This window comes from Streptomyces sp. NPDC031426 (assembly GCF_055581585.1).
The window spans coordinates 424,368-437,806 of record NZ_JBVIJE010000001.1 but is presented as its reverse complement, the minus strand read 5'-3'; the positions used below and the strand labels follow the sequence as shown (position 1 = coordinate 437,806).

Here is a 13,439-nt window from a genome sequence, read left to right as displayed (position 1 = left end):
CCTGTCTTGCAGGTTGTGTGGCAGCACCGGAACGCCCGAGTGGCGAAACGTCCCGCGTGCAGCACGCTGTTGTTCACTGCGGCCGCTCGGGGGGGCCTTCTCCGGAGCGTCCTCGCACCTCTGTGCGACGACCGGGCGTTTCGTGCAGGCAGCCACGTGAGGGCACTGCTCCTGCGGCGTCCGGCCTTGTCGTGCACGGCGCCGTGCGGGACCGGCACCTTCCCGGTGGCGATCCGGTGCAGGGTCAGCAGCAACAAGCTGGCGTTCTGCGCCGTCGCCCAGGGACCGTCGGTCCGCTCCTCGGCGGCGACGGGCAGGCCGGATCGTAAGCCTTCGCGGCTGCGGTCGGCGTGTCCTTGGCCGACCGCGTGATCCGCAGCGTCAGCCGTTCCAGCAGCGCGATCCGTTGAGGTAGGTCGCCCGTGGCCACGCCGAACGCCTGGTCGATGGGGGCGGTGCCGAAGTCCGGTGGTGTGCTCACTGCCGCGGCTCCTGTTCGGCTTCCGGCATCTCTGCTCGCGTGGCCGAGGCGGTGCGGGCGGCGCCGCGGGCCGCGGCCCGGGCCGCGCGCCGGGCTGCGAGTTCCTCGGCTTCGCGCCGCTCCAGCCGTGGTACGTAGGTCCACACGTACACCGCCACCAGTCCGGCACAGGCCAGCAGCAGCACCAGCGGGGCCACGGTGAACTGCGGGCCGACGCTGACCGAGGCCAGCAACCCCATCAGGGCGAAGACCACCGTGAGCACGGCTGCCACGGGCACGCCGCCGCGCAGCCGGTAGGGGCGGTGCGTGCCGGGCTCGCGGCGCCGCAGCCTCCACACGCAGTACCCGGCGGCGCTGTACACCCCCATCTCCAAAGCCGCGCACAAAGAGACGATGACGGCGAAGGAGCCGGTGGCGGCCACGACCGCGGCCAGGACCAGGGAAGCGCCGCCCAGGATCCACACCGGGAGCACCGGCACCGCCTGCTCGTTGAGCCGGGTCAGCGGGCGGGGCAGCTTGCCTTCGCGGGCGACCGCGTACATGAACCGGGAGAGGGTGACGAACCCGCCGTTGAAGGTGTTGACCGCGGTCAGTGCCGTGACGGCGAGCATCACCAGCATCCCGGCCCGGCCGAGCGCCTGCTGGGCGACCAGTAGCTGTGGGTAGGCGGTGCCGAGCGAGGCGCCGTCGAGGGTGGCGCCCATCGCCACCGCGAACACCGCCTGGGAACCGGCCAGGACCAGCACGGCGACCAGCATCGCCCGCGGGATGATCCGCGGCTCGGTGACCTCCTCGGCGTTGGTGGTCACCCACTCGAAACCGGTGTAGACGAAGATGCCGAGGATCAGCGCCTGGATCGGCGAGCTCGACGAGCCCGCGCCGAGCGCGGCGTGGTGGCCCGGGTGCGCGATCGCCGCGACACCGATCGCGACGGTGGCCAGCACCACGACCGTGGTGACGATCCGCTCGGCCGCTCCGGCGAGCTTGATCCCGCGCAGGTTCAGCCAGGTCGCCAGGAGGAGCAGCGCGCCGACGTAGCCGACCGCGATCAGCCGGCCGTTGCCGAAGGCGTAGGCAAGCGCTTCGCCGATGATGTAGGCGTCGGCGGCGATCACCAGCACGATCGCCACCATGTAGGTCAACGTGACGGTCAGCGCCGCCTTGTCCGGCATGGCGCGGGCCAGCCACAGCCGGATGCCGGCCGCCGTCGGGTGCATGCCGTTCAGCTCGGCGAACACCGACCGCACCGCCAGCATGACCAGACCGCCGGCGGCGATGGCCAGCCAGGACATCGGCCCGCTGACATAGGTCAGCAGCTGCGCGAGACCCAGGAAATTGATCGCGGCGAACGCCAGTCCGGTGGATATCGCGGAGGCGCCGCCGAACGACAGCGCCCGCCGCAGCACCGGCTGCGGCGAAGGTTCGGCCATGGTGTTCCTATCTGATGTTCGGATACAAGATCACGGATGTCGCAAGGTGGCGTGGCGCGGCCTTCCCGGCCGGCCGCGCCGGAAGGGACTTGCCCCCGGCCGAGCCGCTGACGGGCGGCGGGAAGGCGGGCAAGCAAGCCGGGGCGTGGGGCCACGCCCCGGCACGAGCCTGTGCCGCGCGGTGTCGGCTACTGGCCCAGGAAGACGAACATCGCCATCGCGTCCAGGCGCATGACGTCCTCGGCCCGGCCCTGGGTGCGGATCGCTCCTTGCATGTAGTTGGACACCGGGTTCGCGTCGCCCCAGAAGATCTCGGCCAGGTCGAAGCTGTGGCCGCGCACCACCAGATCGGCCGCGCCGGACATGCCGGCCGTCGGCGTTGCGGGTTTTCCGCCGGAGATCACCAGGGTGAAGGCCGCGTCGTGGTCGGTGGCCAGGATGTGGATGCGGCAGTTCCAGCCGCCGAGCGTCTTGCCGACCCGGGGACTGGCCCCAGCCTTGGTCGCGTACTCGCTCAGCGCGTCCAACAGCTCGTCCGCCCCGACGCTCTCACGGATCGTTTCGCTCATCGGGCGGCCTCCACCGACTCGCTCAGCCCGGCGCCCATGTCCAGCTCGGCCGCCACCGCGGCGGCAGCCTGCTCGCCCGAGCGCACCGCGCCGTCCATGTAGCCGCTCCACACGGTGGCGTACTCGGTGCCGGCCCAGTGGATCCGGCCGACCGGCTCGCGCAGCGCCGGGCCCAGCGTGGACCAGGTGCCCGGGCTCAGGATTCCGGTGTAGCAGCCGCGCGACCACTCCTCCTCGAGCCACACCTTCTCGTAGGTCGCGATCGGCTGCGCGGCCTTGGGGCCGAAGACCGAGACCAGTTCGGCCACGACCTGCTGCTGCCGTTCTTCGGGGCTCATCCGCAGCGCGCGCCGGGCGGCGTCACAGTCGGTGAAACTGACCAGCACGCCCTCCGCACGGTCCGGGTGGCTCTGGTCGAAGGTCAAGGTGTTGTGTCCTGTGCTGTGCCCGGACAGGCCGTCGGCGCGCCAGAACGGCTCGGGATAGACCACGGTCGTCTTGATGGCCGAGCCCATGAACACCCGCTGGGTCAGCTGGTCGCGCAGGGCCGGCAGCGCCGGGCTGTAGCGCAGCCGGCCGGCCAGCGGCGGCGGGACCGCGACGACGGCGTAGCGTGCACGCACCCGCCCCTGCTCGTGGTGCACGACGACACCACTGTCGTCCTGGTCGATCCGGTGGACCGGGCAGGACAGGCGGACCCGGTCGCCGAGCACCCCGGCCAGGCCGAGCGAGACGCCCATCGCTCCGGCGCTCAGGCGGGTCTCCTGCGCGCTGTTGATCACCCCGATCATCCGCTCCACGCCGCCGCCGGAGGCGATGTAGAACAGCGCGTGCAGCAGCGACACCTCCCCCGGCTCGGCGGGGAACAGGGCGCGGGTGAAGGCGCGCAGCCACTCCTTCGCGCCCTCGCAGTACGGCTGCGCGCCGATCCAGCTCTCGACGGTGGTGGCGTCCAGCACAGCGGCCTGCGGGTGGGACCACGGGGCCTCGGCGCCGACCTCGGCGGCCAGCGCGGTCAGCTCGACCATGGCCTCCATGAGGTCCGCGGCCACCACCGGATCCCCGGTGGGGATCGCCCCGTGGTAGCGCAGCAGTCTGCCGTCCTCGGTGCGTTGCAGGTTGTCCCCGTCGCTGTACTGAGTGAACGTCGCCAGACCGAACTCCTCGACGAGCGCGTTGATCCGGTCCTGGGTCGGGCCGATCCACTGCCCGCCGTACTCCACCAACCGCCCGTCGTCCTCGACAACGGAGCAGGTGCGCCCACCTACCCGGTCACGCGCTTCCAGAACAAGCACGTCCACGCCTTGAGTGTGCAGGGTGCGGCCGGCGGTCAGCCCGGCCAGTCCAGCGCCGACGATGACGACGTCGGTGTCGTAATTCTCGGGCACGGGGCCACCTTCCAGGTTTGGTCAGATGAACAGGTCGGCTGAATTGGTCAGCTGACCAGGTCGGGTGGCCAGAGTGAAGTATGCTTCGGTGAAGGTGTCAAGAGGTGACCGGAAGACCCGGTCGCGAACCTGGGGAAGAAGGTGACGAACCTGCCTCGGATGAAGGTCGAAGAGCGCCGCGAGCAGTTCGTGAAGGCCGCCATCGAGGTCATGGCCCGCGAAGGTCTGGACCGTGCCACGACGCGCCGCATCGCCGAACATGCCGGAACAGCGCAGGCCGCGATCCACTACGCGTTCCGAGGCAAGGACGAACTGCTGACCGCCGTCATCGGCACGGTGACCGAGCAGGTCGAGCAGATCCTGCGCAATGCGGTTACGCCCGAAAAGGGACTGGCCACGGCGATCGGCGACGCAGCCCGCGCCTTCTGGGCCTTCGTGGTGGGCGACGACGGGCTCCAGCTGATGCAGTACGAGCTGATGATCTACTGCCGCCGCAACCCCGGCTTCGAGTGGCTCGCCGCCTGGCAGTACACCCGCTACTGCGCCTGCGTCGAAGACGTCTTCCGCTCCGCGCTGGCCCACGAGACCTCACCACCGCCGATGGACCTGGCGGCGCTGACGCGGTTCCTCGTCGCGGCGATCGACGGACTGATCATCCAGTACGAGGTACACCACGAGGACGAACAGTCCCGGCGCGACATCGAAAACGTGATCACCTGCGCCCTCTCGCTGGCCGGCCTCGCCCCCGCGCTTCCGTCCCCGGAAACTGATAGCCCCGCGTAGCCGCGACCGGCGACTACGCAACCACAGACTGGACCCCAGCACGCGCATCGATCAGGCCTCACGGTCCAGCGCGGCCGCCGTCTTCGCAGCCCAGGAACGATTGGCGGCCGTCCACTCGACCGGCTTCGGGCACACTTCCTGAACCAGACGTGAGGGAGGTCTTCGTACCTCCTCCGGGCAGGGCGGTGGCGCGGTCGGGGCCGGTGCGGAGCTTGGCGAGGATCCGCCATGCCTTGACGGCATCCAGCGGGAGGGATCGGCGAGCAGCTATCCACGCCGGGTAGCTACCCGACAGGATGGGGCCGGCCACCGCTTCCACCGTGCGCCCGAACGCACTGAATTGTGCTGAGGGCGCTTCGGTTCGACAGGCGGCTCAATCAGGCGGGCTCGATCAGCAACCCGGGGCGTGTCGAACCTAGAACGGTGGCCCGAAAGAGGTGGCGGGGAGATCCGAAGCCAGTCCCAGAGCCTTCCGGACGTCCCGCTGGTACTTGTAGGAAGGTTGGTTCCAGGCGTCGTCGGAACGAGCCCAGTAACTGTTGTCAGAACGTGCCGCCACGGCCTTGCGCCACAGCTCGGCGCTCCTTCGAAGCTCCCCGACGTAGGCGGTGACCTTGGGCCTCGCACCGGCCGACCAGTGGGCGGCTTCGAGGCCATCTGCTTCATGGTCCAGTGCGGCCGCCATTTTTGCAGCCCAGGCACGATTGGCGGCCGTGCTGCCCAGGTGCGGATAGGTCTTGAAGACGCGCGCGGAGGCCAGCTCCAGCCTGAGGAAGGCAAGCTGGTCTGCTGCCAGGCTGGTCTCCTGCACGCGTACGCTGCCAGTGGTCCGGCCGTTCGTGTCGGCCGTGAAGCAGGTGGTGGTCCTGTTGCCCGCCTGCTGGACCTCACTGGTCGGGTAGTAGTAGTTGACGCCCGTCGTGTGGGGCAAGGACCAATCGTCCATGACGTAGTCGGTCAGCCGATCGCTGCACTGGTGGTACGACTGCTTTGCAAGGACATCGTCGGCGCCGCTGGACCCGGTGAGAGCGACCGTGGCGAACACTTCGCCGTCGTGTGGCCGGAAGCACGACACGGGTACCGCGGAGTAGACCTCATTGTGCTGCGAGCTGGTGAAGCAGTCGCCCACCGCGAGGCTCACGGCCGACCCGTCGCCTGCGCCGGACATCCGCTTGTCCGGATTTTCGTCGGCGTCACCGGAGAATGCCCTGCTGATCAGGCTCATCGCGAGCACGGCCCCACCGAGTGCCAGCACACCCACGATCGCTAGTCCGCGGCGCTTCTGGTGGCGCTTGGAGCCGGGCTCAGACGACGTGGGCAGCGGCATGGCGGACATGGATCTCCGGTCGACCTCGGCAAACACCTGTGCGGAGCCGGATCTTCGCACACCACCAGGCATCTCTGACACCCCAGTGCGCACGTGCCCCCCGCCTGATCCGGCCCACGGCGAGAATTCGGCACGCCGGGGCGCTGGACGCCGCGCATGCCCGTCATTCCCCGCAGGTTCCGCAGGGTCGCAGACGCCGTCGAGGGCCTCGACCCGAGGTTCCGGCCAGACCCGTATCGACTGGCCGCGCCGCGTGAGCCCTGCTAGACCGGAGAGGAGGGAGGTGCGCATGCCTCGTGGTCTCATCAGGGGGTTGGCCGCGCTCCTTGCGGCAGTGACAGTCCCGCTCGCCGTATGCGCGCTGCTGCTCCCCGTCCGAGCCACCCTGTCCCAGAACAACGTGGCTCTGATCCTGATGTTGGTCGTCGCGACGGTGGCTGCCCTCAGCTACCGCTGGGTCGCGGTCCTGACGGCCCTGTCCGCCGCCGTGTGGTTCGCCTTCTTCTTCACCGCTCCGTACGGAACCTTCATCCGCTTCAACCGCGCGGCCGACATCGTCACCGCCGGGCTGCTGCTCGGCGTCGGTCTCGCGGTCTCTCAGCTGGCTCGGCGCTACTCCCGTGAGCGCGCCATCGCCACCACCTTGCAGCGCAGCCTGCTGCCCCATGTGCTGCCGGACACCTGTGCCGTCCGGGCGGCGTGCCGCTACGTGCCGGCCGAGGCCGAGGTCGGTGGGGACTGGTTCGACGTGATCCCTCTCCCGGGCTTCCGCACCGCTCTGGTGGTCGGGGACGTGGTCGGCCACGGCCTGCGCTCCGCGGTCACCATGGGGCGGCTGCGCACCGCGGTCCTCAATTTCTCCACCCTCGACCTGCCGCCGGACGAACTACTGGCCCGCCTCGACGACGTGGTCAAGCAAATGGACGCCGAAGCGGGCGCCGGCCAAGAGGGGACCATCGCGGCCACGTGTCTGTATGCGATCTACGACCCGGTCTCCGGGAGCTGCACGATGGCAAGGGCCGGTCATTTCCCGCCTGCCATCGTCCGTCCAGACGGCCGCGTGGAGATTCTCGACCTGCCCGAAGGACCTCCGCTCGGCGTCGGCGGTCTGCGCTTCGAGGCTGTCGAGCAGCAACTGTCGGATAACACCCAGCTCGTGCTCTACACCGACGGGCTCATCAAGAACCGTTACCGTGATGTCGGGGCTGGCCTGAAGCTGCTGTGCGACACGCTCTCCGGTGCGGGGCTCGACCCGGAGGAGACGTGCCAGACGGTCCTGGAGGCGGTACTCCCCGCCCGTCCAGTCGATGACGTCGCTCTCCTGATCGCCCGCACCCGTACGTTTCCGCATGACCGTATCGCCGAATGGGACATCCCGGCCTTTCCCGCCGCAGTGCCCGACCTGCGCGCCGAGGTGTCCGCGAAGCTGGCCGACTGGAACCTGGGGGAGACGGCATTCACTACCAAACTGATCCTCAGCGAGCTGGTCACCAACGCCATCCGCTATGGGACACCCCCTGCCCACCTGCGCCTTCTGCTCGATACCACCCTGGTGGTGGAGGTCGGCGACAACAGCAGCACCTCTCCGCACCTGCGCTACGCAACGGACAGGGACGAAGGCGGCCGCGGAATCTTCATCGTCGCTCAGCTCGCCGAGCGATGGGGCACCCGCTTCGTCCCCACCGGGAAGATCGTCTGGGCCGAGCAGCCGGCCGCCCCATCAGTTCCCGTCACCCCCGACCTGGCACCGGTCGCGTGACCGGGCTGGACCGTCCGAAGCCCTCGACTTACATTCCGATTGGCACCTGTGAGCGTCGGAGATGACGAGCTGGACGCCGGTCAGACCGCGGGTGATCAGCGACCGCAGCAATGCCAGCCAGCCGGCTGCCGTCCTCGGCGGTGGTGACGCCCGGGCCGAGGATCTCGCGGTGCCCGTCGGCGTTGACGCCGACCGCGATGCTGACCTGGCGATCGCCGAGGCCGCAGCCCGGCTCGTACCACGGGCCCGCGCTGTCTCCGAAAGAGCCGCTTCCGCAGCGGCGCCCGGGCGAGACAAGCCGGAAGAGTCCGTGCCGGTTGATGCTGGTCCGTCGGGCGATGTTCGGGAGATCAACTCTCCGTCCGCGCACGCACCGCTCACGCAAACGGCCCCGGACGAGGTGTCCGAGGCCGAATAGGCCCCTGCCTGGGGAGGGAACCCCAGGTCAGAGCGGTAATGCGTTGTGCCCCGGCAGGCTTCGAACCTGCGACACCCACTTTAGGAGTGCGGGTGTTCACCGGCGCGGCCATGGCTCGACCACGGGAGACGTACCCGAACTCGGCGCTTACCTTCAGACGTTGGGCGCTACGGCCAGGCCGTCAGTGCCTTGTCCACGGCGACCGGGGACCAGCGTGCACCCGGTAAACCCCTATCAGTACGCGGAGTTGACGTTGTCGATGGAGCCGTAGCGGTGGGCCGCGTAGTTGGCGGCCGCGGTGATGTTGGCCACCGGGTCGGTGACGCTCTTGGCGGTACCGGCGACGTGGTAGGTGTTGAAGGTCGGGTCGATGACCTGGAGCAGGCCCTTGGAGGGGGTGCCCTGCTTGGCGTTGACGTCCCAGTTGTTCTGGGCGTTGGGGTTGCCACCGGACTCGCGCAGGATGTTGCGCTTGAGGCCCTCGTAGCTGCCGGGGATGCCCTTGGCCTTCATGATCTGCAGAGACTGCTTGATCCAGCCGTCGAGGCTGTTGGCGGTGCCGGCCGTGGACCGGGTGCCGGTGCTGCTGTCGTGCGAGGACGTCTTGACCACGGAGGAGGCCGACACCTGCGTCGCTTCGGCGGCCTGGGCGTTCGCGGGCATCAGAGTGAGGGCGACGGCCGCCGCGCCGGTCGTGGTGATGCCGGTGAGGGCGAGGGTGCGCAGGCGAGCGATGCGGGTGCGGTTGATCATGGTCATACGGAAGGAACTCTCCACGAAAGGACGTAGTCGGTGCCGGCCGCTGTCGGTCGCGGTGGCGTGGGGCGATGCCCCGGGCTGCGTCGCGAGCGGGCCGATCCGGCGGTGTCCCGCTCGGTCCGGCCGGTGTGTCCCGGCGACGACAGCAATGTTTACGGGCCGGTTGAGCGCGGCGCAATGATGTGACGTACTACCCCACTACGGAGAAAATGTCCTAAATGGGTAAGTTAGAAGTCATCTTCCCTGTTCAGGCATATATGGACCTACGGCCGTCTTTAGGATGTGATCCCGCTCTCGTGGGCAGCGTCACGACTCCGGCCCCTCCAGATCGGGTTTTGCAGCGTTCCGGTTCACCTTGCGGCCCGGTGAGTACCAGCCGGCGGTGGGCGATGACGGCCCCGCCTGACCGCGTACGCGATCGGAAACGGGCACGGTTGTGAGAGATCAGCAGCTCTGATGGGAGATCGCCGTGCACATCTTGATCCTCGATCGTGACCAGCCCCTGATCGACCGCGTCGCCTCACTGCTGCGGCAGCAGGGTTTCGACGTGACAGGCGTCACCCGTGACGAGGAGGCGGTGGCGCGGCTGGAGACTGGCGCGGTCGACGGCCTCGTGATCGGTGGTGGAGTGCCTGAGGAATCGCGGAGTGACTTGCGGACAGCGGCCGAGGAGAGACACATTCCGGTCGTCGAGGGTGCCTTGGCAGGCAAGGATCCAGAGGTCTACGTACGGGATGAGCTCGGGCCGCAACTGCGGGAGGCCATCGACGCCGGGGAATGAGACCCGCGCGAAGGACGGCCTTCTCCTACCGCCCGCCGGACACGGTGACTGTCGTGCCGGTCACGTAGGAGGCCGCCGGTGACATCAGCCGGCCGACCGCCTCGGCCACTTCCCGAGGCTGGGCCGGGCGGCCCATCGGTTGTCTCGGCGAGTTCGGCCAGGTCTGGCGGGGCCATGTCGGTGTCGACCAGGCCGGGGGCCACGGCGTTGAGGTGGCTGCCCTCCTGCGCCACCTCGTTGGCCAGGCCCCGGGTGAGGGTTTCGACGGCGCCCTCGGTCGTTGTACAGGCGACGGCGCCGTGTATCCCACCCATGCGGGCGGCGACCGAGCTGGCATTGACGTCCACCGGGAGCGTTTCAGCTTCTCCAGCGCGGTGCTGACTCTGATCTTCGCGGTGTACGCGCTGGTACTCGGCAGCCGCGACGCCGAGGTCGGTGAAGCCACGGCCCGGCAGCTCACAGACCGAGGGCTGTCGGCCACAGGCATGGAACTGGACGTGACCGACCCCGAGGATGTCCGCTCGGTGGCCGACGAGATCGGCAGGACGTACGGGCGTCTGGATGTGCTGGTCAACAATGCCGGTGTGATGGTCGAAGCGTCCGCCGCCCGGTTGACCGCCGCCGAGTTCCGCTCCGTCTGTGAGCTCAACCTGCTCGGAGCGGCGACCATGGTGCACGAGATGCTGCCGCTCCTGCGCAGCTCCGCGCACCCACGGAACGTGAGCGTGTCCAGCACCACGGTGTCGTTGTCGCTCACCGCAGCCGACACGGACTCGGCGGCGACGCCGCCCACCGCATCGGCTGCTCGGTGTCCAAAACGGCGCTGAACATGCTCACACTCCAGTACGCGCGAGCGTTCGCCGCGGACCCGGATCTCGCGCACATCAAGATCAACGCTGTGACACCCGGCTATGTCGCGACCGACATGAGCAAGGGACAGGGCACCCGGACGGTGTCGGCGAAGGCGCCGTGGTCGTCGTCGCGTTCGCAAATCTCGCCGACGACGGTCCCACGGGCCAGTTCCACAACGACCGCGGCCCGGTGCCGTGGTGGCGCCGACACCCTGCGGCTCACGCTCCCTGTTGGCTTGGCGCACCTGGCGTGGCCGAAGTGACGGTCGGGTACTCGGCCGCCGTCACGGGCACAGGCCGGTGCCCGTCGCGGAAGGCAGGTGGAGGTACCCATGGCTCAGCAAGTACGGGAGATCATGACGTCGGACCCGGTGACGGTGACCGAGACGACGCCGCTCACCGAGGCGGCACGGCTCATGCGGGAGCGGGACATCGGCGACGTCATCGTCGGGGACGCCGACCATGTCCGGGGCCTGGTGACCGACCGCGACCTGGTGATCAGGGCCATCGCCGAGCATCGCGATCCCGACACCACAACCGTCGCGGACGTGTGCAGCACCGACCTGATCACCTGCTCGTCGCAGGACGCGGTGGACCAGGCGGTCCGGCTGATGCGCGACAAGGCCCTGCGGCGGCTGCCGGTCGTCGACGACGGCCACCTCGTCGGTGCCCTCAGCCTCGGCGACCTGGCCGTCGAGAGGGACCCGGGCTCGGCCCTGGCCGATATCAGCGCCGCTGAACCGAATCGCTGAGGGAGCCATTCCGCTCACGGCGGATCGTCGATGGTTCCTTGCCTCTACGACGTATCCGATCCCTCTACGACGTATCCGACGTACGCCTGCACGACACGGCCGTCCGCCGCGATGGAATCGCGGCGGACGGCCGCCTGCCTGACGAGCCGGGCCAACCGAACCGGCTGTAGGTGCCGGTGTACCTGGCCTTTGGTCCGGCTGGCTCGGCCGGCCCGGCCGACCCACGAGATCTTGCTGTCGGTGCCGACGTGCCGCACGCCAGTGCCCACCGGAGTGACGGGCGGCCGCCCGCGTGGCGCGCCGCCGTCGTTCGGGACCGCACGATGCAGAAACTGCCACCAGGCAGCAATTCGCACGACAGCCCTCGGCGACGAGATTCAGGAGGCGTTCTTGGCCACCCGCGTCCACCACCCCTGCCGCGGTCGCGTCACGATGGCTGTCGCGGTCCTGGCCGGCGCCCTTGGCCTGCTCTGTTCCGGCTGCACCCCCGAGGGGCCGGCTGACATCGAGGCGGCCCCGGTGCACTCGCCGGGCGTGAACTGGACGGCGGTGCAACGGGCCATCGGCACGGAGCTGGCCGCTGAGGACGGCGGTGTACACACCGCCGAATGGCTGCGCACCGACCTGCACGTGGTCAACGCGGGCATCACCGAGAGCCCGGGGATGGAACTCGGCGCCGAGGCGTCCTTCCACGAGACGTCGCCCGGCAAGGTCGTCGTGATCGGTGAAGCCACCCTCACCGAGGACGAACTGAGCAAGGTGGCCGACCGCCTGCAACAGGGCGGCGTGGAGATCACCGCGATCCACAAGCACCTCCAGGCGGAGTCCCCCCGTCTGTGGTGGCTGCACTACGCCGCCTACGGCGAGCCGGTGCACATCGCGCACGCCGTGCACGCCGCGCTGGCCGCCACCGGCATCCCCGCGCGCCGGCCGAGCGAGACTCACTCCCCGCTCGCGTTGGACACGGCCGCACTGGACCGCGTCATCGGCGCCAAGGGTGAGATCGAGCACGGCACCTACCACTTCCACGTCCCCGTGACCCAGAAGGTGACCGACACCCGGGCGCGGGTGACCCTGCCGTACCTGATGGAGGCATCCACCCTGCTGATGTTCCAGCCGCTGGGCGCAGGCCGCGCAGCCGTCAACGGTGACTTCGTCATGACGGCCGACCAGGTCAACCCGGTGATCAAGGCACTACGCTCCCGGGGCATCACGATCATCGAGCTGCACAATCACATGCTCCACGAGCAACCCCGCCTGTTCTACCTGCACTTCTGGGCAACCGGGCAGGCCACCGCCCTGGCCCACAGCCTGCGTGCGGGTCTCGACCAACTCCACGCACCCAGCACCTGAGCGGCCCGCGACCACACCCCCGACACCCGCAGTCCGGTACGCAGGCCGCCTGCCACACCCTCTCGATATCCGCAAAGGAGCACATGACATGACTGTCGTTCAGGAGAACGCCGTCGCCGTTCTCGCCGAGATCGTGCACGAGATCGCCGGGATCCCGGCGGAGGACGTCCAACCGGACAAGTCGTTCACCGATGATCTGGACATCGACTCGCTGTCCATGGTCGAGGTCGTTGTGGCTGTCGAGGAGCGCTTCGACGTCACGATCCCGGACGAGGCCGTCAAGAGCCTCCAGACCGTCGGCGATGCTGTCGCCTACATCCTCAGCCACCGGACCTGAGCCGCCGTTCCCCGGACAGACAGCCCTCAGCGTGCGCCGCGAACGTGCGCCCGACGCCGCCGAGTGGGCGCGGCGGTTGCGTACGTTCGTGCACGGCCGGGCGTGGACGCACGCCGAGGGGCCGGTGGCGCCGGTGAGGTCCGCGCTGGGGGCGAAGGCGCCCGAAACCCTTGGCGACACGGCCTTGGCCTGCAGGCGAGTGGCTCCGTGGCATCCGGCCACGGAGCCGCCGCAAAAAACGCGTTGGCGGACCACGGTGACCGTTGCTGGTTTTCCGGGGGCCGTGCGAGAGAACGAGGAGGTGGTACCCGTGAACGCAGTATCGACATGGGTGCTCCCCTCCGGGGTCACGGTCGGGCGATAGGTCGTCCGGGAGCGCCGTTCCAGAGCACTCCCGAAAGCCACGACCGTGCGATTCACTTCTGAGCAGCGCCTCGACGACGGCGTCCTC

14 protein-coding genes and 2 pseudogenes are annotated in these 13,439 nt (G+C 69.2%); 8 read left to right on the top strand and 8 right to left on the bottom strand.

Annotated features, from left to right (window positions below; all coding sequences use genetic code 11):
* Positions 1-477: 477 nt before the first annotated feature.
* The 3 genes from ACZ5NH_RS02200 to ACZ5NH_RS02190 form a co-directional block, all read right to left on the bottom strand.
* Positions 478-1,911 carry an APC family permease gene (locus tag ACZ5NH_RS02200; protein ID WP_388635329.1) on the bottom strand — a complete coding sequence of 478 codons (1,434 nt, stop codon included), beginning with the start codon at positions 1,909-1,911 and terminating at the stop codon, positions 478-480.
* Positions 1,912-2,099: 188 nt separating this feature from the next.
* Positions 2,100-2,480: an SCP2 sterol-binding domain-containing protein gene (locus ACZ5NH_RS02195; RefSeq protein WP_388635331.1), complete on the bottom strand. Its 381-nt coding sequence runs from the start codon at positions 2,478-2,480 to the stop codon at positions 2,100-2,102.
* Positions 2,477-3,868, bottom strand: coding sequence for a flavin monoamine oxidase family protein (locus tag ACZ5NH_RS02190; RefSeq protein WP_468772502.1), 1,392 nt, complete (start codon positions 3,866-3,868; stop codon positions 2,477-2,479). The genes ACZ5NH_RS02195 and ACZ5NH_RS02190 overlap by 4 nt, the downstream gene beginning before the upstream one ends.
* A gap of 159 nt (positions 3,869-4,027) precedes the next feature.
* On the opposite strand from ACZ5NH_RS02190, the gene ACZ5NH_RS02185 reads away from it, so the two are divergent.
* A complete protein-coding gene (locus ACZ5NH_RS02185) occupies positions 4,028-4,651 on the top strand; it encodes a TetR/AcrR family transcriptional regulator (RefSeq protein WP_388635335.1) in 624 nt (207 codons plus the stop codon).
* A 415-nt stretch (positions 4,652-5,066) separates the two neighbouring features.
* On the opposite strand, the gene ACZ5NH_RS02180 is transcribed toward ACZ5NH_RS02185, so the two are convergent.
* Positions 5,067-5,987 carry a septum formation family protein gene (locus tag ACZ5NH_RS02180; protein WP_388635337.1) on the bottom strand — a complete coding sequence of 307 codons (921 nt, stop codon included), beginning with the start codon at positions 5,985-5,987 and terminating at the stop codon, positions 5,067-5,069.
* On the opposite strand from ACZ5NH_RS02180, the gene ACZ5NH_RS02175 reads away from it, so the two are divergent.
* The gene (locus ACZ5NH_RS02175) at positions 5,977-7,737 is read left to right on the top strand and encodes an ATP-binding SpoIIE family protein phosphatase (protein WP_468772500.1); all 1,761 of its coding nucleotides are present in this window, start codon (positions 5,977-5,979) and stop codon (positions 7,735-7,737) included. The genes ACZ5NH_RS02180 and ACZ5NH_RS02175 overlap by 11 nt on opposite strands.
* Positions 7,738-7,785: 48 nt before the next feature.
* Here the strand turns inward: ACZ5NH_RS02175 and ACZ5NH_RS02170 are convergent.
* Both ACZ5NH_RS02170 and ACZ5NH_RS02165 read right to left on the bottom strand, forming a co-directional pair.
* Positions 7,786-7,936: pseudogene (locus ACZ5NH_RS02170) on the bottom strand (transposase); the annotation flags it as partial.
* Between the two features lie 453 nt (positions 7,937-8,389).
* Complete coding sequence (locus ACZ5NH_RS02165) at positions 8,390-8,914, bottom strand: transglycosylase SLT domain-containing protein (RefSeq protein WP_468772498.1); 525 nt, start codon at positions 8,912-8,914, stop codon at positions 8,390-8,392.
* Positions 8,915-9,383: 469 nt separating this feature from the next.
* On the opposite strand from ACZ5NH_RS02165, the gene ACZ5NH_RS02160 reads away from it, so the two are divergent.
* Entirely contained in the window at positions 9,384-9,695 is a 312-nt protein-coding gene (locus tag ACZ5NH_RS02160) for a hypothetical protein (RefSeq protein ID WP_468772497.1), read from the top strand.
* A 25-nt stretch (positions 9,696-9,720) separates the two neighbouring features.
* Here the strand turns inward: ACZ5NH_RS02160 and ACZ5NH_RS02155 are convergent, their stop codons facing one another.
* Both ACZ5NH_RS02155 and ACZ5NH_RS02150 read right to left on the bottom strand, forming a co-directional pair.
* Positions 9,721-9,831 (bottom strand): SDR family oxidoreductase, encoded by a 111-nt coding sequence (locus ACZ5NH_RS02155; RefSeq protein ID WP_388635930.1) that lies wholly within the window; start codon positions 9,829-9,831, stop codon positions 9,721-9,723.
* 91 nt (positions 9,832-9,922) lie between these two features.
* Positions 9,923-10,009, bottom strand: a pseudogene (locus ACZ5NH_RS02150) (hypothetical protein); the annotation flags it as partial.
* On the opposite strand from ACZ5NH_RS02150, the gene ACZ5NH_RS02145 reads away from it, so the two are divergent.
* The 5 genes from ACZ5NH_RS02145 (at position 9,995) to ACZ5NH_RS02125 (ending at position 12,988) form a co-directional block, all read left to right on the top strand.
* Positions 9,995-10,522 (top strand): SDR family NAD(P)-dependent oxidoreductase, encoded by a 528-nt coding sequence (locus ACZ5NH_RS02145; RefSeq protein ID WP_468772668.1) that lies wholly within the window; start codon positions 9,995-9,997, stop codon positions 10,520-10,522. The pseudogene ACZ5NH_RS02150 and the gene ACZ5NH_RS02145 overlap by 15 nt on opposite strands.
* Positions 10,504-10,809 carry a hypothetical protein gene (locus tag ACZ5NH_RS02140; protein ID WP_468772682.1) on the top strand — a complete coding sequence of 102 codons (306 nt, stop codon included), beginning with the start codon at positions 10,504-10,506 and terminating at the stop codon, positions 10,807-10,809. Before ACZ5NH_RS02145 ends, ACZ5NH_RS02140 begins: the two co-directional genes overlap by 19 nt.
* Before the next feature lie 69 nt (positions 10,810-10,878).
* Entirely contained in the window at positions 10,879-11,298 is a 420-nt protein-coding gene (locus tag ACZ5NH_RS02135; protein WP_468772495.1) for a CBS domain-containing protein, read from the top strand.
* A 390-nt stretch (positions 11,299-11,688) separates the two neighbouring features.
* A complete protein-coding gene (locus tag ACZ5NH_RS02130) occupies positions 11,689-12,651 on the top strand; it encodes an LppY/LpqO family protein (RefSeq protein WP_468772493.1) in 963 nt (320 codons plus the stop codon).
* Positions 12,652-12,739: 88 nt separating this feature from the next.
* A complete protein-coding gene (locus ACZ5NH_RS02125; protein ID WP_388635922.1) occupies positions 12,740-12,988 on the top strand; it encodes an acyl carrier protein in 249 nt (82 codons plus the stop codon).
* Positions 12,989-13,439 lie beyond the last annotated feature (451 nt).

Bases quoted from the DNA above. Each gene is read 5' to 3' on its own strand.
- ACZ5NH_RS02200 (WP_388635329.1), bottom strand. From the start codon at position 1,911: ATGGCCGAACCTTCGCCGCAGCCGGTGCTGCGGCGGGCGCTGTCGTTC.
- ACZ5NH_RS02195 (WP_388635331.1), bottom strand. From the start codon at position 2,480: ATGAGCGAAACGATCCGTGAGAGCGTCGGGGCGGACGAGCTGTTGGAC.
- ACZ5NH_RS02185 (WP_388635335.1), top strand. From the start codon at position 4,028: ATGAAGGTCGAAGAGCGCCGCGAGCAGTTCGTGAAGGCCGCCATCGAG.
- ACZ5NH_RS02175 (WP_468772500.1), top strand. From the start codon at position 5,977: ATGGCGGACATGGATCTCCGGTCGACCTCGGCAAACACCTGTGCGGAG.
- ACZ5NH_RS02180 (WP_388635337.1), bottom strand. From the start codon at position 5,987: ATGTCCGCCATGCCGCTGCCCACGTCGTCTGAGCCCGGCTCCAAGCGC.
- ACZ5NH_RS02165 (WP_468772498.1), bottom strand. From the start codon at position 8,914: ATGACCATGATCAACCGCACCCGCATCGCTCGCCTGCGCACCCTCGCC.
- ACZ5NH_RS02155 (WP_388635930.1), bottom strand. From the start codon at position 9,831: ATGGGCCGCCCGGCCCAGCCTCGGGAAGTGGCCGAGGCGGTCGGCCGG.
- ACZ5NH_RS02135 (WP_468772495.1), top strand. From the start codon at position 10,879: ATGGCTCAGCAAGTACGGGAGATCATGACGTCGGACCCGGTGACGGTG.
- ACZ5NH_RS02125 (WP_388635922.1), top strand. From the start codon at position 12,740: ATGACTGTCGTTCAGGAGAACGCCGTCGCCGTTCTCGCCGAGATCGTG.